Source organism: Catenuloplanes japonicus (assembly GCF_000717135.1).
GTDB lineage: Bacteria > Actinomycetota > Actinomycetes > Mycobacteriales > Micromonosporaceae > Catenuloplanes > Catenuloplanes japonicus.
The window spans coordinates 97457-117541 of record NZ_JNXY01000008.1 but is presented as its reverse complement, the minus strand read 5'-3'; the positions used below and the strand labels follow the sequence as shown (position 1 = coordinate 117541).

Below are 20085 nucleotides of genomic sequence, written 5' to 3'. Positions count from 1 at the left end.
CTCGCACGCGAACGTGCACGGCTGCCCGGACAGCGCACCCTTCACGGTGTGCCGTCCCCGACAGGTTCGTGGGTGGCGGAGACCATCACGACCTGCCCGTCCACGTTCTCGACCGCGAGCAGCGTGCCGGGCGGATAGTTCTCCAGCATCGCGGGCGGCAGCTGCACGGTCCCGTCGCCGGCGACCACGGCGAACTCCTGGCCGTCGCGTCCCTCCGCGCCGACCCGCCCGTCCCGGATGGTGATCGCGCGCCCGAGCCGCGCGCCGACCTCGGGATCGTGCGTGACCACGACGATCGTGGTGCCGCGCTCGCGGTTGACGGTCTCCAGCGCGTCCAGCACCTCGTCGCGCGCGGACCGGTCCAGGCGGGACGTGGGCTCGTCCACCAGCAGCAGTCCGGGGGACGCGGCCATGCCGACCGCGAGCGCGGCCCGCTGCTGGGCGCCCGGTGGCAGTTCACCGACCCGGGCCTCGCCGAACCCGCCCAGCCCGACCAGGCCGAGGATCCGCTCGGCCGGCTCGGTGTCGGCCGGCCGGACCTTGGCGGCGCGGCGCTGGGCCAGCCACATGTTCGCGACCAGCGTGGCGTGCGGCAGCAGGTTCCGGGCGGCGCCCTGCAGCACCACGCCGATGTCGGTGCCGCGCAGCCGGGCCAGCTCCGTGTCGGCCGCCTTGCCGAGGTCGACCAGGCCGACCTGCACGCGCCCGGCGGACGGCCGCATCAGGCCGGCGAGCAGCGCGATCAACGTGGACTTGCCGGATCCGGACGGCCCTACCAGCGCGACCGTGCTGCCGGGCGCGATGTCCAGATCGACGCCGGAGAGCGCGACCACGTCGTTCCCCTCGACCCGGTAGATGTGCACCACCCGCCGGCACACGACCGCGATCCCGTTCACACGCTCACCCCGTCACGATCACCATCATCAGTGGGTACGTCCCGGCGGCACGGACCGCCCGCTCCGTGACCGACGCTCCGCTCCGCCGGATCCGGCGCTCCCGGGCATCGCCGAGCCGCCGGTCTCCCGCCGGCGAAGGCCGCACCGGCCCGGAACCGGCCCTTCGGCGATGCCGCACACCCGTACCCGCGAAGGTTGGTCATCGCTCCTCCACCGTGCGCCGCAGGGACACCGCCGAACCGGCCGCGACCAGCGACAACAGCACCAGCGCGGCCAGCGGCCCGAGCACGGCCGCCACCCCGGGCCACGCCGGTGGCGCCAGCAGGTCCCAGCCGTCCACGTAGTACGTGATCGCGCCGCGGGCGGTCCACCAGGCCAGCGCGCCCGCGCCCACGCCGAGCACGGCGCCGGCCAGGATGACCGCGAGCTGCGCGGCCAGCTGACTCCGCCAGGCCGGACCGGCGCGCAGTCCCTGCACCCGCAGCGCGCGCAACTGCCGCACGCGCCGGGGCCGGTCCGCGCCGAGCACGAACAGCGCGCCCACGCCGAGCAGCACCGCGCCGGCGGCGGTGAGCAGGTGGAACCGGATCGCGAGCGCGGGCCCCTGCCCGGCCAGCACCTGATGCCGGCCCGCGATCGTGGACTCGCGCAGCACGGTCAGCCCGTTGGCGGTGAGCGCGTCGATCACCGAGGCGGGCGCGTCCGCGGTCAGCCACACCTGCGGCTCCGCCGCGAGCGCGGCGTCGTAGGCGGCGAGGTCCGCGTACTCCAGGTCGACGAGGGTGCTGTTCCCGCCCGGTCCGACCGGGATGGTGGCGACGCGCGCGACCGGCGTCATCCCGGTGGCGGACGGCAGCGCCTTGGGCTCGCCGCGGGACACGACCGGCAGCGGGATCGCGGTGGAGACAGGGACGAGGCGCAGGTCGGGGCGGGTTCGGTCGTTGTAGAGCAGCTGAAGGCCGGTGGCGGTGGCGGTCAGGCCGGGCACGCCGAGCAGCGAGCCCTGGACCGTGCGCCACCGGCCCTGCGCGGTCAGGCCGGCCTCGACCGGCCCGGATCCGTCCGTGATCGACAGGAGCGTGACGTCGACGCGGTACCCGGTGGTGACCGGCGTGTCCATCTCGATCGAGCCGACCGTGCAGCCGGTCGCGCAGGCCGGCGTCCTCGCGGTGTAGTCGTGCACGCCGTCGGTGAGCTCGCCGAGCATCACGCGCACGACCGGCCCGGTCTCCGGCAGCAGGACCAGCCAGACCCGGGCGCCCTTCGCCGGCGTGACCGCGCTCGCCCGCAGCGTCACGGTGTCGCCGCTGATCTGCAGCGGCGTGGCCGGGACCGGGCGGATCAGCGCGGCGACCTCGGCCGCGCTCAGGCCGAAGCCCGGGTCCCAGGACGCGACCGCGGCCAGGCGCGTGCTGTCCACCGCGAGTCCGGGCAGTTCGGTGCGGGTGAGGCGGGCGGTGGCCATCGCGTACCGGCCCTCCGGGTCGGCCGCGCGGGTGGCCCGCAGCAGGTCCCGCTCGCCGACCGGTTCCACGTGCAGCACGCGGGGCGCGCCGACGTCGACGACCGCGCGGTGCGTGCGGGCCTCGGACGCGACCACGGAGGCGGTCGCCGCGAACCCGACCAGGGAGAACACGATGACGGTGAGCGCGACCACGCGCACCTGCACCGGGTGCCGGGCGAACTCGGCCGCGGCCAGTCCGCGCACGATCCGGCCGCGGCGCAGCGACCGGTGCGCCAGCCGTCCGGCGATCAGCCCGGCGGCCCGCGCGCCGAGCAGCCCGGCGGTGAGCGCGATCAGCAGCGGGACCAGCAGCTCCAGCCCGCCGCTCGGGCCGTCGACGGTGCCGACCTGGTAGGCCGCGGCCGCGGCGAGCGCGCCCACGACCGCCTCGCCGGTGCCGATCGCGACCGGGCGCTGCCGGGGCGGGGTGGAGCGCAGCAGGGCCGCGACCGGCGCGGAGACGGTGCGCCACTGCGCGATCAGGCCGATGAGCAGCGCGCCGCCGACCGCGACGGCCGCGTAGAGGACCGAGTCGGCGTGCGGCGTGACCGCGGGCGCGCCGGGCATCGTGGTGGCGGCCATGACGGAGACGATCAGCCAGGCCGCGAGGTATCCGATCGGCGCGCCGGCCAGCACCGGCAGTGCCGCTTCCGCGGACGCGAGCGCCCATCGCACGCCCGGCGGGGTGCCGCGCAGCGCGTGCAGGCCGGCCTCGGAGCGGCGCAGCCCGGCGCCGAACGTGATCGCGAAGTAGAGGACGAACCAGGCCAGCAGCACCAGTGGCAGCCCGGCCAGCGCGAGCCCTTCGGTGAGCTGCGCGCGGCTGCGGGTGAGGCGCTGGTCCAGCGCGGGGATCCGGCTGTCGGTGGACCACTGCGCCACGCCCTGGGAGTAGCTCCGCATGATGTCGGCCGCGGCGCGGGCCTGCTCCGGGAACGCGCCCGGCAACGCCACCAGGTCCGCGGACTCCAGGTAGTCCGTGCCGGGGGTGCGGGCGACCGTCTCCCGCGTGGTGATGAACGGGTCCGCGATCGGGTCGCGCGCGCCGAACCCGGCGAAGTAGGTGCGACCGCTCCAGTAGTCCGCCCCGGTGTCGTCCGGCGTGTAGACACCGACCACGGTGTACCGGGAGATCCGCAGCCCCTTGCCGGTGTAGAACGTGACGGTCCGGGTGAGGTCCAGCCCGAGCCGGTCCGCGACGCGGGCGCTGACCATGATCTCGAAGAGTCCGGTGGCGCACCGCCCGGCGGAGACGGTGACCTGTCCGCAGGCGCCGTCGCGGTACATCACCGAGCCTCGCATGCCCACGACCTGGTCCTCGGGCGTGGACCTGTCCGGCAGCGGTGTGTCCGGTGCCAGGATCTTGCCGGTCAGCCAGAGCCCGCCGATCGTGTCGAAGCCGGGCGCGGCCGGAAGCTCCTCGGCCAGCTCCGGCGGGTGGAGCAGGAAGGGGTCGGCGGAGTCGGGCTTCTCCGGCGGCACGTGCCGGTCGGCCGTGATCCGCCGCTCCTCGGGGAGCGCGGCCCGGATCTCGGTGTAGGTGGCGGACTCCACCGCGGCCGCGCGGTACAGCGGCGAGGAGACCGCGGCCACGGTGGCCACGGCCGCCAGCAGCGTCATCACCAGCGCGACCTGCCATCGGGCGCGCAGCGCGGCCCGCACCAGCGCGGTCACGACCGGCGCTCCGGGTCGCGCGCGCTCCACACGGCGGCCGCCACCAGCAGCGCGACGGCGGCCAGCACCGCGAGCGCGGCCCACCAGCCCTGCACGGTGACGGTGGCCTTCGCCCGGTCCGCGAAGACCGGCAGCAGCCCGAGGTGCACCACGCGGCTGAGCGCGCCGAGCAGCGCGCCGGCCGCGACGCCGGCGATCGCCAGCGCCACCCGGTCCCCGCGGGCCGCCGCGAGGGCCGCCGGGCCGGGCAGTCCCTGCGTGCGCAGCGCCACCAGGTCCGCGGCCCGGCTCGGCCGTTCCACCGCGGCCGTGAGCAGCGCGCCGGCCACGGCCAGGACCAGCGCGAACAGCGCGACGGCCAGGTAGAGGCGGGTGGCCTGGCCGGGTCCCTGCGCCTGCAGCGTGGCGGCCCGGTCCGCCACGTCGCGCGTGTCGTCGACGGTCAGCCCGGCCGCGCGCAGCGTGTCGTCGAGGCCGGCGGGGGCGTCGGCGGACAGCCACACCTCGTAGGCCGCGTTCACGGCCGGGGCCTCCAGCAGCCGGACCGCGTACCCATAATCGATCATGAAGCCCTCCGTGCCGATGCCGGGCAGCGCGGTGAGTCCGCCCGCGACCGTCACCGGCCGGGCACCGAGGTCGAACGTGGTGAGCGCGCGGACCTGATCGCGCTGGACGGACAGCTCGGGCGCGGCCGCGAGCACCGGGACCGGGAACGGCGTGTCCGCCAGGCGTAGCCGCGTCTCCACCGACTCGGGGCGGCCCGCGAGCTTGCGGAACGAGGCGGCCAGCCAGGGGCCGTCCTGCTCCAGCGTGATCTGCTCGGCCGGGACCGAGAACCCGGGCCGCCAGCGTCCGGGCGCGCCCATCTCCGCGGCGGTGAGCAGCGTCCGGGACGGCCCGTCCTGCCGCAGCTCGTGCAGACGCAGCCCGTCCGGCCGGGAGCGGAAGCCGAAGTGACTGAACCGGCAGCCTCGCTCGCAGCCGGCGACCGGTGCGCGGACGACGGCCCGGCCGGACCCCGGGAGCTCCAGCATCACCTCGATCTGGTTGCCGGCCGGCTCCACCAGGTACGCCGTGAGGAAGCCGACGGCCGGCGCGACCACCTCCACGTCCAGCACCAGCTCCGTGCCGTCGACCAGCACCGGCGCGTTCCCGTCCACGCGCAGCGCGGCGGTCAGCGCCCGCAGCCGGTCGAGGTCGAGGCCGCGCGGCCGGGCGAGCACGGTGGCGAGCCGCTCCGGCTCGACCGCGAGCAGCGGCGCGCCGGCCTGCCGGGTGCGCAGCGCGGGCATCGCCCACCGCCCGTCCGGGTCGGCCGTGTGCACCGCGGCCCGCAGCGCCTCCGGCGAGGACGCGCCGACCTGGAGCACCCGGGACGCGCCGATCTCCCATCGGGCACGGTCCACGGCCGCGCGGGACGCGAGGTCGGCCGCGGTGACGGCCTGGACCAGCAGCGCGACCGTGACGGCGAAGAGCGCGAGCACCCGGTGCCCGCCGGGGCGACGGGCCAGTTGCAGCGCCGCGAGCCCGGCGCCGAGGTGGCCGGCACGCAGCCGGTTCGTCGCGATCCGCCCGGCCAGCGGCGGGACCAGGCGCACCACGATCAGGCTGCCGGCCAGCGCGAAGAGCGCGGGACCGAACAGCGCCACGCCCTCGGCACGGGCCGGGCCCGCGCTCGCGATCTCGAACCGGGCCGCGACCGCCAGCGCGACCACGACCAGCGTGACCGCGTCGAGCGGCCGGAGCCGCAGCCGGGACGGGGTGCGCCGCAGCCCCTCCAGCACCGGGCCGCGCGGCCGGTGGGCCACGGCCGCGCCGAGGATCAGGACGACGCAGCCGAGCGCGGCGGCACCGCTCCAGATCAGCGACGGGACCGGGGGCGGTGTGACGCCGAACTCCGCGCGCGCGGCGAGCGCGGCCACGCCCCACCCGGCGAGGAATCCGAGCGGGGCCGCGACCGGCACCGCGAGCAGGCCCGGCGCGACCGCGATGATCGCGCGGGTCCCGGCCGGGGCGCCGCGCAGTGCCGCGAGCGCGGACTCGTCGCGGCGCTCCGCGGCGAGCCCGGCGGCCGCGAGCAGCAGCACGAACCCGCAGATCAGGCCGATCTGCGCGGTGGTGACCCGGCCGCCGCGGACCAGCGACTCCTCGTTGCCGCGCAGCGCGGTGAGCAGGTCCGGCAGGCGGGTGGCGGCGGTGGTCCGGCCGAGCGCGCCGGTGTCGGTGCCGGTGCCGGCCGCGGCCAGGTCCGCCGCGGTCACGTCCGGGTCGAACGGCACGTCGGTGCGGAGCACGTAGTCCCAGACCCCCTCCACCGTCTCCGTGCCGATCACCTGGAACGTGCCGAGGTCGCCGATCAGACCACCGGACTCCAGCGGCAGGTAGGACGCGGTGCGGTCGGTCCAGAACGCGTCCGACGGGTCGGCGGGCCGGTGCAGGCCGGTGACGGTCAGCGCGACCGGCGGGATCGGCCCGCCCTGCACCGGGAGCCGGTCGCCGACCGTGACGCCGAACGAGGCGGCGGTCGCGGGCGTGAGCGTCACCTCGGCCGGCCCGGTGGCGCACGCGCCCTCGACCAGCAGCCGGCCGCAGACGTCCTCGATGTAGAAGAGCCGCACGCCGCCGTTCGCCTCCGGGGTGGTGGCGGTGACCAGGGTCTGCACCGAGCCGTAGCGGGTGAACCGGGTCTCGGGCAGCAGCGCGGCCGCCTCCTGGAACGCGGACGTGATCGGGTTCAGCCCGGTGGAGATGCCGCCGGTGATCCGCAGGGCCCGCTCGCCGGTCCCGGAGTCGCCGACCGCCCGCGTGGTGGTGCCCTCCAGGGCCGCGCCGGTCCAGGCCGGGATCGCGGCCGCGACCGCGATCGTGAGGCCGCTGAGCAGCGCGAAGATCAGCAGCCGCGCGCGGTGGCCACGGATCAGGCCCGCGAGCAGTGCGCGCACGCGCCCACCCCCATTGATCGCCGCCCGTCAGTGCGACAGACGATAGGCGATCTCCGGGCTCCGGATCGGCCCGAAGGGAGGAAAGGTCAGAATCGGGCGGGTTCCCGGTAAATCCCCCACTCCGCGCGCAGCACGCCGCAGATCTCACCGAGCGTGGCCTCGGCGCGGGCCGCGTCCAGCATGACCGGGATCAGGTTCGCCTCGGTACGGCAGGCCGCGGTCAGCGCCGCCAGCGTCCGGCGCACCACCGCGTCGTCCCGGCGGGCGCGCCGGTCCGCCAGCACGCGGCGCTGCTCCAGCTCGACCTCGTGCGAGATGCGCAGGATCTCCAGGTCCTTGGCGACCGTGCCGGTGTGCGCGTTCACGCCCACGATCCGTTTGTCGCCCTTCTCCAGCGCCTGCTGGTAGACGAACGCGGACTCCGCGATCGCGGCGGTGAACCAGCCGTCCTCGATGCCGCGCAGGATGCCGGCCGTGATGGTGCCGTCCGTGCCGAGGTTCCGGATCCGGGTGAAGATCGCCTCGGCCTCGGTCTCGATCTGGTCGGTGAGCGCCTCCACGTACCAGGAGCCGCCGAGCGGGTCGGCCACGTTCGCCACGCCGGTCTCCTCCATCAGCACCTGCTGGGTGCGCAGCGCGATCTCGGCGGACTCCTCGGTGGGCAGCGCCAGCGTCTCGTCCAGCGCGTTGGTGTGCAGCGAGTTGGTGCCGCCGAGCACGGCCGCGAGCGCCTCCACCGCGGTGCGCACCACGTTGTTGACCGGCTGCTGCGCGGTGAGCGACACGCCCGCGGTCTGGGTGTGGAAGCGCAGCCACATCGCCCGCTCGTCGGTGGCGCCGTAGACGTCGCGCAGCCACCGGGCCCAGATCCGCCGCGCGGCCCGGAACTTCGCGATCTCCTCGAAGAAGTCCACGTGCGCGTCGAAGAAGAAGCTCAGGCCGGGCGCGAACCGGTTCACGTCAAGGCCGCGGGACAGGCCCAGCTCGACGTACCCGAAGCCGTCCGCCAGCGTGTACGCCAGCTCCTGCGCGGCCGTGGAGCCCGCCTCCCGGATGTGGTAGCCGGAGACGGAGAGCGGCTTGTAGCGCGGGATCTCGGCCGCGCAGTACTCCATCAGGTCGCCGATCAGGCGCAGGTGCGGCTCGGGCGCGAAGAGCCACTCCTTCTGCGCGATGTACTCCTTGAAGATGTCCGTCTGCAGCGTGCCGTCCAGGCCGGACAGCGCGGCGCCCTGCCGTTCGGCCGCGACCAGGTACATGCAGAAGATCGGCACGGCCGGGCCGGAGATGGTCATGCTGGTGGTGACCGCGCCGAGGTCGATGCCGTCGAAGAGCACGTCCATGTCCGCGGCGGAGTCGATCGCGACGCCGCAGTGCCCGACCTCGCCGAGCGACTTGGGGTCGTCCGAGTCGTACCCCATCAGCGTGGGCATGTCGAACGCCACGGAGAGGCCACCGCCACCGGCCGCGAGCAGCATCTTGTACCGCTCGTTGGTCTGCCGCGCGTTGCCGAACCCGGAGAACTGCCGGATCGTCCACGCCCGCCCGCGGTAACCGGTCGGGTGCAGGCCGCGCGTGTACGGGAACTCGCCCGGCCAGCCGATCCGGTCGAATCCCGGCACGTCGGCGCCGGGCGGCGGGCCGTAGAGCGGCGCGACCGTCTCACCGGAGAGCGTGGTGAAGTCCGCGTCGCGCTTGCGGGCCGCGTCGTACCGGGCCTGCCAGCGCTCTCGTCCGGCGGCGATCTGCTCGGCGTCCATGCCGACCAGTGTAGGGGGAGAACTTAACGATCGCTAAGCTCTCGTCAGAACCTCCGACACACCGTCCCTGAGGTGCAGTTCCGCGTCGCAGAACGCGGCCGCCTCCGCGTCGTGCGTGGCGAACACGACGGCGGCACCCCGGTCCGCCTCCGCACGCAGCCGCTCCAGCACGCGCTGCCGGTTCACCGCGTCCAGCTCGCTGGTCACCTCGTCGGCCAGCAGCACGTCACCGGCGAGCGCCAGCGCACGGGCCAGCGCGGCGCGCTGCTGCTGACCGCCGGAGAGCTCCTCGACCAGCTGCCCGGCCTGGTCGGTGAGGCCGAGCGCGGCCAGCGCGGTCGCGGCCGAGGCGCGCGCCTCCGGCGGGCGGACGCCGACCGCCATCAGCGCGACGTGCACGTTCTCCGCCGCGGTGAGGATCGCGGCCAGGCCGTTGTCCTGCGGGGCCAGCACGATCCGGCGGGACACCGCGTGGTCGCGGTCGCGCAGCGGCTCGTCACCCAGCAGCACCCGGCCGGCGGACGGGCGGAGCAGGCCGGCCATGGCATGCAGCAGCGTGGTCTTGCCCGCGCCGGACGGGCCGGTGACGGCCAGGATCCTGCCCGGCTCCGCGGCCACGGTGACGTCGCGCAGCACCGGCTCCGCGCCGTACCCGAGCGTGACGCCGTCGACAAGCAGCAGTGACATGGACCGGACCCTATCCCTTCCGTGCGACCGCCGTCGTCCCTATGCTGGGCCCACTTGGTGGATCAAACGATCTCCCAACCGGAGGTGGCCGCATGTCCCGGCTCGCACCAGTCTCGGCGCTGACCGCGCTCGTCCTGATCACCGTTCCCACACCCGCGCGGGCCGCCGAGTCCTGGACGCCCGCCTATGCGCTCGACGACGCCTGCGTGACATTCCAGGCCTCACACGGATATGTCGTGAAAAATTCGGGTGGGTACGGTTACGGCGCCGGACTCGCGTCCGCGGAGCGGTTCCGCCTCGACGCCACCGCGCTCGGCCGTTACACGATCCGCGACGCGGCGGGCGCGTACCCGTACCAGAGCGTGATCGGCTTTGTTCTTCCTGGTCAAAGCTATGGTGACCGGGCCGATTGGACTGCCGCCACCGACGGGGACGGCCACTACCGGCTCTCCTCGACCGCGACCGGCCAGCAGCTCGGCACGTTCCTCGGCCGGGTCGGCGGGTCCTCGTCGCCCAGCACGCTCACCGCCACCCCGGCCACCGGCTGCGTCCCGGTCGACGACATCGGCACCGGCGTCACCGGCACGGCCGCACCCGGTGTGGACGCGAACGGCCGGCTGGTCGGCTGGATCGACGGGCACGCGCACGTCACCGCCGCGGACGCGTTCGGCGGCGACCTGCACTGCGGCGACGCGTTCGCGGCCGGCGGGCCCGCGGTCGCGCTGAAGGGCTGCGCGTCGCACGCCACGCTCGGCATCGGCGCGCTGCTGGAGGCGATCATCGCGGGCACCGACCCGATCGACTCGCGTGAGGACGGCTGGCCCACGTTCGGCGACTGGCCGCAGCACGACAGCCTGCTGCACGAGCAGTCCTACTTCCGCGGCATCGAACGGTCCTGGCGCTCCGGCCAGCGCGTGCTCAACACGCTGCTGGTGGCGAACCGGGTGATCTGCGGCCTCTACCCGACGCGCGACACGTCCTGCGACGAGACGGAGCAGATCCGGGCACAGCACGCCTACCTGCGCTCGATGCAGGACTACGTGGACGCGCAGAGCGGCGGGCCCGGCAAGGGCTGGTTCCGGCTCGCGGCCACGCCGGAGCGGGTGCGCGCGATCGCGGCCGAGGGCAAGCTGGCGGTGACGATCGGCGTGGAGAGCTCGGAGCTGTTCGGCTGCAACGTCTCCTGCACCACGGCCCAGGTCGACGCCGGGCTGGACGAGCTGGAGGCGATGGGCGTCAGCGGCCTCTACCCGGTGCACAAGTTCGACAACGCGTTCGGCGGCACCCGCTTCGACGCCGGCGCGACCGGCGTCGCGATCAACATCGGCAACCTGATCACCACCGGCCACTGGTGGACCGCGGAGTCCTGCACCGGCCCGTCCGACAACGCGCAACCGCTGGTCAGCGACGAGCTGGCGGAGCTGCTCCGGCTCGGCCGGCTGGGCCTGCCCGCCGGCACGATCCTGCCCGTCTACCCCAGCGGCCCGATCTGCAACACGCGCGGCCTGACACCGCTCGGCGCCTACCTCATCGCACGCATGATCGACCGCGGAATGATCATTCACATCGACCACATGGGGGTACGCACCGCGTCCGCGGTCCTGGACCTGGCCGAGGCCGCCGCCTATCCGGGCGTGGTCTCCGTGCACTCCTGGTCCGACCCCGCGATCGTCGGGCGGATCATCGGGCTGGGCGGCTTCGTCGCCGGCTACGCGCACGCGGCCACGGACGCGGGCGACGACGAGACGCCGTTCCTGGACGAATGGCGGGCCAACACCCAGGGCCACACCATCAGCGGGTACGGGATGGGCAGCGACGTCAACGGCCTGGGCCCACAGGCGCCGCCGCAGCTGAGCCCGCCGGCCGGGCCGCAGACGTACCCGTTCACCGCGCCGAACGGCACCACGGTCGACCGCCAGGTCTTCGGCACCCGCACGTTCGACCTGAACACGGACGGCGTCGCGCAGTACGGCCTCTACGCGGACTGGGTCACCGACCTGATCCGCCAGGCCGGTCCGGACGGCCCGCTGCTGCGGGACCAGCTGATGAACGGCGCCGAGGTCTACACGGCGATGTGGGAGAGGGCGCGGGCGTGAGTGACTTCCCAGCAGGGTTCCGGTTCGGGATGGCGACGTCGGCGTACCAGATCGAGGGTGCCTTTGATCTGGACGGCAAGGGGCCGAGCATCTGGGACACGTTCGCGGCGCGTCCCGGCACGATCCGGCACGGCGAGGACGGCCGGGTCGCGATCGACCACTACCACCGCTACGCCGAGGACGTCGCGCACATCGCGGACGCGGGCACGCACGACTACCGCTTCTCGTTCTCCTGGCCGCGCGTGCTGCCGACCGGCACCGGAACGGTCAACAAGGCCGGGCTGGACTTCTACGACCGGCTGGTGGACGCGCTGCTGGCCCGCGGCGTCCGGCCCGTCCCGACGCTCTACCACTGGGACCTGCCGCAGGCACTGGAGGACGCGGGCGGCTGGCTGTCCCGCGACACCGCGTACGCGCTGGGCGACTTCGCCGCGCTGCTGGCCGACCGGCTCGGCGACCGGGTGCACGACTGGATCACGCTGAACGAGATGAGCGTGCAGGTCCTCTACGGTTACGCGCTGACCTCGCACGCGCCCGGCCTCGGCCTCGGGTTCGGCGCGCTCCCGGCCGCGCACCACCAGTTGCTCGCGCACGGGCTCGCCGTACAGGCGCTACGCGCGGCGGGCGCGGCCACGGTCGGCGTGGCGGCGCAGCACTTCCCGGTCGCGCCGGCCTCCTCCGATGACGTGGAGGCCGCGGAGATCTTCGCGACGCTGACCAACTGGCTCTTCGCCGACCCGATCCTGCGCGGCACCTACCCCGAGTCGCTCGCGCCGCTGCTGCCCGTGGCCGACGGTGACCTGGAGATCATCGGCGCGCCGCTCGACTTCTACGGCGTCAACTACTACGAGCCGACGCTCATCGAGGCGCCGCGGCCGGGTCGCGATTACCACGGCGTGCTCGAAGTGGACATTCCGGAGGAGATGCCGTTCCGGCCGGTGCCGGTACCGTCGCCGGAGCGGACCGACTTCGGCTGGGCGATCGTGCCGGACGGGCTGACCACGATCCTGACCACGCTGCGCGACCGCTATCCGGCGCTGCCACCGGTGATCATCACGGAGAACGGCGCGTCCTTCCACGATCCCGCGCCGGGACCGGACGGACGGGTGCGGGACGCGCGGCGGATCGCGTACCTGGACGCGCACCTGGGCGCGGTGCGGGCCGCGATCGACGCCGGCGTGGACGTGCGCGGATATTACGTGTGGTCCGCGCTGGACAACGTCGAGTGGGCCGCCGGGTACGACGAGCGGTTCGGGCTCGTGCACGTGGACCGCGCGACCCAGGTGCGTACCCGCAAGGACTCCTGGCACTGGTTCCGCGCGCTCATCGCGGCGCACGCCTGAGCCGCTCCACGAAGTCCGTGGCGATCCGGGCCAGCCGTCCGGCGCGGCCCTCCTCGGCCCAGCCGTCCACCAGGCTGAGCAGCGCGCTGCCCTCGACCAGGATGATGAAGTCGTCGATCACGGCGTCGTCGTCCGTGCCGTCCGCGATCTCGTCCCGCTCGCGCGCCTCGCGCAGGCACACCCGCAGCAGCTCCCGGATGTCCAGATGGGACGCGCGCCGCGACGCCGCCAGCCGCGGGTGGGACAGCGCCGCGCCCGCGAACGCCACGTTCACGTGCGCGTCCGCGGCGCGCTCCTCGTCGCACGGCAGCGCCGCCTCCAGTGCGGCGCGCAGTGCGGCCAGCCCGGCGAGATCCCCGCCGAGCAGGAACGCGCGTGCCACGATCCGCTCGTACATCGCGGCCTGCGCGGCCACCAGGATGTCGTCCTTGCCGCCCAGGAAGTGCGCCAGCACGCTCAGCGAGCAGCCGGCCTCGTCCGCGATCGCCCTGGTCGTGGTCCCGTCCACGCCCCGGGCCCGCACCACGCGCCAGGTCGCCGCCAGCAGTGCGGCCCGCCGTTCCGCATGATCGACCAGCTTCGGCACGGCCCCACCCTAGACGTGCCGGAGCGTGCGCGGCACGACGGTTCTGCGTGGGGGAAGGCTCTTCATGACCATACGAACGCGCGGGTTCGATCTACAACGCGTCCAGCAGTGACGCCGCCGCCGAATACGGGTCACGGTGGCCCGCTGCGACCTCCGCCGCCAGGCCGGACAGCGCGTCGCCGCCGCGCAGCGCCGTCAGCCTCGACCGCAGCGTGCCCAGCGCGATCGCCTCGACCTCGGTCGCGGCGCGGGCGGCCCGGCGGCGGTCCAGCTCACCGTGCGCGAGCAGCCAGTCCCGGTGCCGGTCCAGCGCGTCCAGCGTCTCCTCGACACCCTCGGCCCGGGACGCGACCGCGCGGACCACCTGCGGGCGCCATTGCCCGGCCGTGCGCTCGCCGAGCGCGATCATGCCCTGGAGGTCACGGTACGTGGCGTCCGCGCCGTCCCGGTCCGCCTTGTTCACCACGAACACGTCCGCGATCTCCAGGATGCCGGCCTTCACCGCCTGGATCGCGTCGCCCATGCCCGGTGCCAGCAGCACCATCGTGGTGTCCGCCAGCGACGCCACCTCGACCTCGGCCTGCCCGACCCCGACCGTCTCGACCAGCACCACGTCGCAGCCCGCGCCCTCCAGCACGCGCACGGCCTGCGGTGTGGCCGCGGAGAGACCGCCGAGGTGGCCGCGGTTGGACATGGACCGGATGTAGACGCCCGGGTCGGTCGCGTGGTCCTGCATACGGACGCGGTCGCCCAGGATCGCGCCGCCGCTGAACGGGCTGGACGGGTCGATCGCCAGCACGCCGACCCGGTGGTCCCGCTTGCGCAGCACGCGGACCAGCTCGTTCGTCGTGGTGGACTTCCCGACGCCGGGCGAACCGGTGATGCCGATGATCCGCGCGCGTCCCGCGTGCGAGGCGAGCGCGCGCGCCATCTCCGGCAGCGACTCGTCGCCGGACTCGACCAGCGTGATCAGCCGCGCGACCGCGCGCGGGTCACCGTCGCGGGCGTGCGAGACCAGCAGGGGGATGTCACGGCTGCGGCGCAGGGATCTCACCCCGCCGAGCCTGCCACGAAACCGGTCCGCACGCCGGGTCCACGGCCCGTCACGGCACCCGGATGATCAGGGCGTCGCCCTGGCCGCCACCGCCGCACAGCGCGGCCGCGCCCACGCCGCCGCCCCGGCGGCGCAGCTCCAGCGCGAGCGTGAGCGCGAGCCGGGCGCCGGACATGCCGATCGGGTGACCGAGCGCGATCGCGCCGCCGTTGACGTTCACGCGCTCCGGGCTGATCCCGAGCTCGCGCGTGGACTGGATGCCGACCTGCGCGAACGCCTCGTTGATCTCGACCAGGTCCAGGTCGGCCGCGGTCAGGCCGTCCTTGGCGAGCGCCGCGTTGATCGCGTTCGACGGCTGGGAGTGCAGCGAGTTGTCCGGGCCCGCGACGTTGCCGTGCGCGCCGATCTCCGCCAGCCAGCTCAGGCCCAGCTCCTCCGCCTTGGCCTTGGACATCACCACGACCGCGGCCGCGCCGTCCGAGATCGGCGACGCGCTGGCGGCCGTGATCGTGCCGTCCGGCGCGAACGCGGGCCGCAGCCGAGACAGCGACTCCGCCGTGGTCTCCGGCCGGATGCCCTCGTCCTCGGTGATCACGACCGGGTCGCCCTTGCGCTGCGGGATCGAGACCGGCGTGATCTCCTCCGCGAAGTGGCCGTTCTTCTGCGCGGCCGCGGCCTTCCGGTGGCTGTCCGCGGCGAACTCGTCCTGCTCCGCGCGGGTGATGCCGTGCCGGGCGCCGTGCTTCTCCGTGGACTCGCCCATCGAGCAGCAGTCCCAGGCGTCGGTGAGCCCGTCCAGCGCCATGTGGTCCTTGATGATCACGTCGCCGTACTTGTAGCCCTGCCGCTGCCCCATCAGCAGGTGCGGCGCGTTGGTCATCGACTCCATGCCGCCGGCCACCACGATGTCGTACTCACCGGCGCGGATCAGCTGGTCCGCGAGCGCGATCGCGTCGAGGCCGGAGAGGCACACCTTGTTGATGGTCAGCGCGGGCACGGACATCGGGATGCCGGCCTCGACCGCGGCCTGCCGCGCCGGGATCTGACCCGCGCCGGCCTGCAGCACCTGGCCCATGATCACGTACTGCACCTGGGCCGGGTCCACGCCCGCGCGCTCCAGCGCCGCCTTGATCGCCACCCCGCCGAGCTTCACCGCGGAGAAGTCCTTGAGATTGCCGAGCAGTCGTCCCATCGGGGTCCGTGCTCCGCCGACGATTACCGAGCCCATCACTACCGTCCCTGGGGTCGCCACTGACCTTAACGATAATTTGGGTCAGACTATCGTTCATGACTTCACAGCCCGATGCCGGATTCGTCACACAGGGAGACGTCGGCATCCTGCGGATCGATCACGTCGGCATCGCCGTCGCCGACCTGGACGCGGCCATCGACTTCTACCACCGCGTCTTCGGTTTCCGGTGCGTCCACCGAGAGACAAACGACGATCAGGGGGTACGCGAGGCGATGCTCGCGATCGGGCCGGACCCGGACGGCGGCCGGCTGCAGCTGCTGGCGCCGCTGACGCCGGAGTCCGCGATCGCGACGTTCCTGGACCGGAGCGGGCCGGGCGTGCAGCAGGTCGCCTACACGGTGGCGGACGTGGAGGTCGCGAGCGCGGCGCTGCGCGAGCGCGGGATGCGACTGCTCTATCCGGAGCCGAAACGGGGCACCGCCGGATCGCGGATCAACTTCGTGCACCCGAAGGACGCGGGCGGGGTGCTGGTGGAGCTGGTCGAGCCGGCGCGCTGACCGGGGCCGGTCCCCGCGCACCGGTGGCGCCGAACGGTGCGCGGGCCGGCGGACCAGGGCGGTCGCGGCCGGGCCGCGAACCGGACGGGCACGGAGCGGGGCGTGCGCGCCCCGGCCGTACCGTGGCATGCCCTTGATCGTGCTTTTGATCTTGCTTTTGATCGTGCTTCGTCGTGAAGGCCGGCGCGGGCGCACGGCGCATAGGTAAACCAGTCTCGCCGGCCGTCGCGGTACGGAGGTGCAGAGATAGGTGCACAACGCCGTGTACTTGCCACCTCACAGTGTGCTAGCGTGCGCAACGCCTCGCTCGTAGTCTGCGGTTTTCCGCTTTTTGGGACAAAGTTTAACGAGTCGAGGCAATTGATCGTTAGTGCCGCTTTAGGCCCGATATCTGACGCCATCGACGTGCCCCGTCGGCCCACCTCGCCGAGCGGGTGATCCCTACTGGACCGAACGGCTCACCGGGCCGGTGACCAGCGATGTTGACCATGAAAGCGGTCCGGGACATGCCCCGCACGCTCTTGCGAAGCACCTGGGTACGTCTGCCAGTATGTCCCAATGCCCCAGCAGCAGGACTCTTCCCTCGCGTTCTTCGAGAGCGCGAAATCCGAGCACGACTTCACGGTCGTTCTCCGCGGTTACGACCGCGGCCAGGTGGACGCGCACCTGGGCCGGCTGGTCGCCGCCCTGAACCAATCGGAGCAGGCGCGGGCCGAGGCCGAGCAGCGGATGAACGACGCGCAGCGCCGCCTGCGCCAGGCTGAGCAGCGCCTCAGCTCCGTTGAGCAGAAGCTGACCGACACCAACAAGCAGCTCGAGGAGAACAACCGCCCGACGCTCTCCGGTCTCGGCACGCGGGTCGAGCAGATCCTGCGCCTCGCCGAGGAGCAGGCGAACGATCACCGCAGCGAGGCCAAGCGCGAGTCGGAGGGCATCCTCTCCGCCGCCCGCCTCGAGGCCCGCGAGATCACCGACAAGGCCCGCGCCGAGGCCGCCGCCATGAAGGCGACCGCGGAGCGCGAGGCCGGTCAGGTCCGCACGCACGCGGAGCGCGAGGCCGCCGAGGTCCGCGTGCAGGCCCGCCGCGAGGCGGACACGCTGCGCGCCGACGCCGACCGTGAGACCAAGCAGCTGCGCACCGTCACCGCCCACGAGGTCGCGGAGCTGAAGTCCACTGTCGAGCGCGAGGTCTCCACGCTGCGCGCCACCGCCGAGCGGGAGATCACCCAGCTCCGCGCGAAGGCGGCCCGCGAGGCCGAGGAGAAGCGCGCCGAGGCGACGAAGATGCTCACCGACGCCCGCGACAAGCGCGACAAGGACCTGCAGGCCCTCGCGCTGGAGCTCGCCGAGCGCCGGGAGAAGTCGGAGCGTGAGGAGTCGCAGCGGCACGCCGCGCAGGTCGCCGCCACGCAGAAGATGGTCGCCGAGGCCGAGGAGCGCGCCCGCGCCGCCGAGGACCGTGCCAAGGAGATCGAGCAGCGCGCCGAGGCCCGCCGCATCGAGTCCGAGCGCAACGCGAACGAGACCATCGAGAAGGCCAAGGCGCTCTCCGACAAGACCATAAACGAGGCGCGCGCCGAGTCGCACCGCCTGGTCACGGAGGCCCGCACCGAGGCCGACCACACCACGCAGGCCGCGCGCCGCGAGGTGGAGGACCTGACCCGTCAGAAGGATGCCGTCACGTCCCAGCTGGGCCAGATGCTCTCCGGCCTCGCCGGCATCGTGCCGACGCCGGCCGCCGCCCCCGCGGCCGCTCCCGCCGCCGCTGCTCCCGCCGCGGCTAAGGCCGAGGCCGAGGCTGCCGACGACAAGGGTGACGCCGCCGACGAGAAGGTGCCGGCCAAGGCCAACAACTGAGGCCCGGTGCACCTCGTTGATACGGTAGGCCCCAGGGTTTGGCAGAACCCGGCCAGCTCCACCCAAAAAGCGACAAATGACTGAGAGACGCATACGTCCCGTCAAGCCGGTGTGTATCCGTGCATGACGGGACGAAGCGTGTGTGAGGATGAGACCATGTCACACGGCGGGCAAATCTTCGATCTCGGCGACGACGTGGCTCCCGAGCCCACCTTTGAGTCACAGTTCAAGGGATACGACCGCAAGCAGGTCGATCGGTACGTCACCCGCGCCGAGGACGAGATCGCCGCGCTCGCTACCGAGCGCCAGCGAGCCTTCGACCAGATCCAGGCGATGGCTCGCGAGATCGAGCAGCTGAAGACCGAGGTCACGGCGCAGCGTCGCCGGGCGGCCACGCCCGAGCGCGTGTCGTACCGGCATCTCGGCCCGCGCGTGGAGCAGATCCTCGCGCTCGCGGAGGACCAGGCCGAGGCGATCCGGGCCGAGGCCACCCAGGACATCGCGGACCGGCGCAACGAGGCCGACCGGGTGCTCAACGAGGCCCGCGAGGACGCGGACCGGATGGTCGCGGACGCCCGCACCCGTGCGCACGAGGCGGCCCGCGACTTCGAGATCGCGCTCGCCTCCCGCCGTGCGGAGGAGGACAAGGTCGACGCGCAGCGCCGGACCACCGCCGAGACGGAGATCGCGGCCGCACGCGACGAGGCCGACAAGGCCCGCAGCGAGGGCCAGGCCGCGCTCGCGCGTTCCCAGCAGGAGGCGCGGCAGCTCACCGAGCAGACCAAGCAGTACGTGCAGCGCACCCGCGCCGAGACCGAGGCGTACGTGCAGTCCTCGCGCACCCAGGTGCAGCAGGAGCTCAGCCACTGGCGCAGCAGCGTCGAGCAGGAGATCAACCAGCGCAACGCCGCGGCCGAGCGCGAACTGGCGGAGCTGCGCACCGCGGCCGAGCACGAGGTCTCCCAGCGCAAGACCGCGGCCGCGCAGGAGCTCAGCCAGCACCGGGCGGACGCGGAGAAGCAGCTGGCCGACCAGCGCGCGGACGCGGAGCGTCAGCTGAACGAGGCCCGGCGTGCGGCGGACAAGTCCGCGGCCGAGGCACACCAGCGGCTCACCGCGGTCCAGCAGGAGGTCTCCACCACGCAGAAGCAGCTCACCGCGCTGCGCGAGGAGATCGCCCAGACCGAGTCCGCGCTGGCCGAGCTGCGCGAGCAGTCGCTCACCTCGCAGCAGGAATCGGACAAGGTCGCCGAGAAACTGAGCGGGATCCAGAAGCAGCTCGCGACCGAGACGAAGCGTCTGGCGGACGCGCAGCGTTCCGCGGAGGCCGCGGAGCGGCACGCGTCGGACGTGCGCCGGCAGGTGCAGCGTGAGGCCAAGCGCGTCGCGGAACTCGCCGCCGCGGCCGTGCTGGCGGCGGCCGCGGGACCGGAGCAGCCGGAGCCCGAGGAGGCGCCGCAGCAGGTTGCCGTCGAGGAGCCCGCGACGGCCCCGGAGCCGGTCTCCGCGTCTGCCTCGGCCTCCGCGGACGAGACTCAGGTCGCGTCCGTGGCGGAGGTGGCTGCTGCCACGAAGGCCGCCGCGCCGGAGGAGACCCAGGTCATCACGACCGCGTCGGCCGCCGGAAGCGACGCGCCGGGCGACCGGATCGAGGCCTCGGCCGGGAACGACGTCACGCAGGCGGTCCGGACCCCGGCGGAGTCCGAGTCCGACGCCACGCAGGTGATCTCGGCGGAGACGGTCGAGGCCGCGCGCAAGGCGCAGGCCGCGATGCCGCAGCAGCCGGACGGCCCGCCCGCGTCGCTCAGCAACGCGGCCGGTGCGCCGACCGCGGTCATGCCGACCGTGCCGGCCCGCGCCACCGCGCCGGACGCGCGCGACGGCAAGGCGGCCGAGGAGCTCAAGACCGTCTGACGACGTTCATCGTGCGGAGGGGC

General features: G+C 73.8%; 13 protein-coding genes. 5 read left to right on the top strand and 8 right to left on the bottom strand.

All coding sequences use genetic code 11. The features are described 5' to 3' along the window. Positions 1–41: 41 nt before the first annotated feature. The 5 genes from OP04_RS14770 to OP04_RS14750 form a co-directional block, all read right to left on the bottom strand. Positions 42–896 (bottom strand): ABC transporter ATP-binding protein, encoded by an 855-nt coding sequence (locus OP04_RS14770; protein ID WP_033340235.1) that lies wholly within the window; start codon positions 894–896, stop codon positions 42–44. A 199-nt stretch (positions 897–1095) separates the two neighbouring features. Continuing rightward, positions 1096–4074, bottom strand: coding sequence for an FtsX-like permease family protein (locus OP04_RS53310; protein WP_157239828.1), 2979 nt, complete (start codon positions 4072–4074; stop codon positions 1096–1098). Continuing rightward, complete coding sequence (locus OP04_RS48480; protein WP_035086286.1) at positions 4071–7016, bottom strand: hypothetical protein; 2946 nt, start codon at positions 7014–7016, stop codon at positions 4071–4073. Before OP04_RS48480 ends, OP04_RS53310 begins: the two co-directional genes overlap by 4 nt. 86 nt (positions 7017–7102) lie before the next feature. After that, positions 7103–8776 (bottom strand): acyl-CoA mutase large subunit family protein, encoded by a 1674-nt coding sequence (locus OP04_RS14755; protein ID WP_033340233.1) that lies wholly within the window; start codon positions 8774–8776, stop codon positions 7103–7105. 33 nt (positions 8777–8809) lie between these two features. Further along, positions 8810–9463: an ATP-binding cassette domain-containing protein gene (locus OP04_RS14750; protein WP_033340232.1), complete on the bottom strand. Its 654-nt coding sequence runs from the start codon at positions 9461–9463 to the stop codon at positions 8810–8812. A 92-nt stretch (positions 9464–9555) separates the two neighbouring features. Between OP04_RS14750 and OP04_RS55600 the strand changes: the two genes are divergently transcribed. After that, positions 9556–11559: an amidohydrolase family protein gene (locus OP04_RS55600; protein WP_051797920.1), complete on the top strand. Its 2004-nt coding sequence runs from the start codon at positions 9556–9558 to the stop codon at positions 11557–11559. Then, positions 11556–12902, top strand: a complete 1347-nt coding sequence (locus tag OP04_RS14740; RefSeq protein WP_033340294.1) for a GH1 family beta-glucosidase — start codon at positions 11556–11558, stop codon at positions 12900–12902. Before OP04_RS55600 ends, OP04_RS14740 begins: the two co-directional genes overlap by 4 nt. On the opposite strand, the gene OP04_RS14735 is transcribed toward OP04_RS14740, so the two are convergent. The 3 genes from OP04_RS14735 to OP04_RS14725 form a co-directional block, all read right to left on the bottom strand. After that, the gene (locus OP04_RS14735) at positions 12883–13488 is read right to left on the bottom strand and encodes a TetR/AcrR family transcriptional regulator (protein WP_033340230.1); all 606 of its coding nucleotides are present in this window, start codon (positions 13486–13488) and stop codon (positions 12883–12885) included. The genes OP04_RS14740 and OP04_RS14735 overlap by 20 nt on opposite strands. 91 nt (positions 13489–13579) lie before the next feature. After that, positions 13580–14542 (bottom strand): methylmalonyl Co-A mutase-associated GTPase MeaB, encoded by a 963-nt coding sequence (gene meaB, locus OP04_RS14730; RefSeq protein ID WP_033340229.1) that lies wholly within the window; start codon positions 14540–14542, stop codon positions 13580–13582. Positions 14543–14591: 49 nt separating this feature from the next. Then, positions 14592–15770 carry an acetyl-CoA C-acetyltransferase gene (locus OP04_RS14725; protein ID WP_033340228.1) on the bottom strand — a complete coding sequence of 393 codons (1179 nt, stop codon included), beginning with the start codon at positions 15768–15770 and terminating at the stop codon, positions 14592–14594. 59 nt (positions 15771–15829) lie between these two features. Here OP04_RS14725 and mce point away from each other — a divergent pair, with 59 nt between their 5' ends. The 3 genes from mce to OP04_RS14710 all read left to right on the top strand — a co-directional run bounded on the left by mce (position 15830) and on the right by OP04_RS14710 (position 20062). Next, the gene (mce, locus tag OP04_RS14720; RefSeq protein ID WP_033340227.1) at positions 15830–16291 is read left to right on the top strand and encodes a methylmalonyl-CoA epimerase; all 462 of its coding nucleotides are present in this window, start codon (positions 15830–15832) and stop codon (positions 16289–16291) included. A 558-nt stretch (positions 16292–16849) separates the two neighbouring features. Then, positions 16850–18148 (top strand): DivIVA domain-containing protein, encoded by a 1299-nt coding sequence (locus OP04_RS14715; protein ID WP_033340226.1) that lies wholly within the window; start codon positions 16850–16852, stop codon positions 18146–18148. Positions 18149–18304: 156 nt separating this feature from the next. Continuing rightward, complete coding sequence (locus tag OP04_RS14710; RefSeq protein ID WP_051797914.1) at positions 18305–20062, top strand: hypothetical protein; 1758 nt, start codon at positions 18305–18307, stop codon at positions 20060–20062. Positions 20063–20085 lie beyond the last annotated feature (23 nt).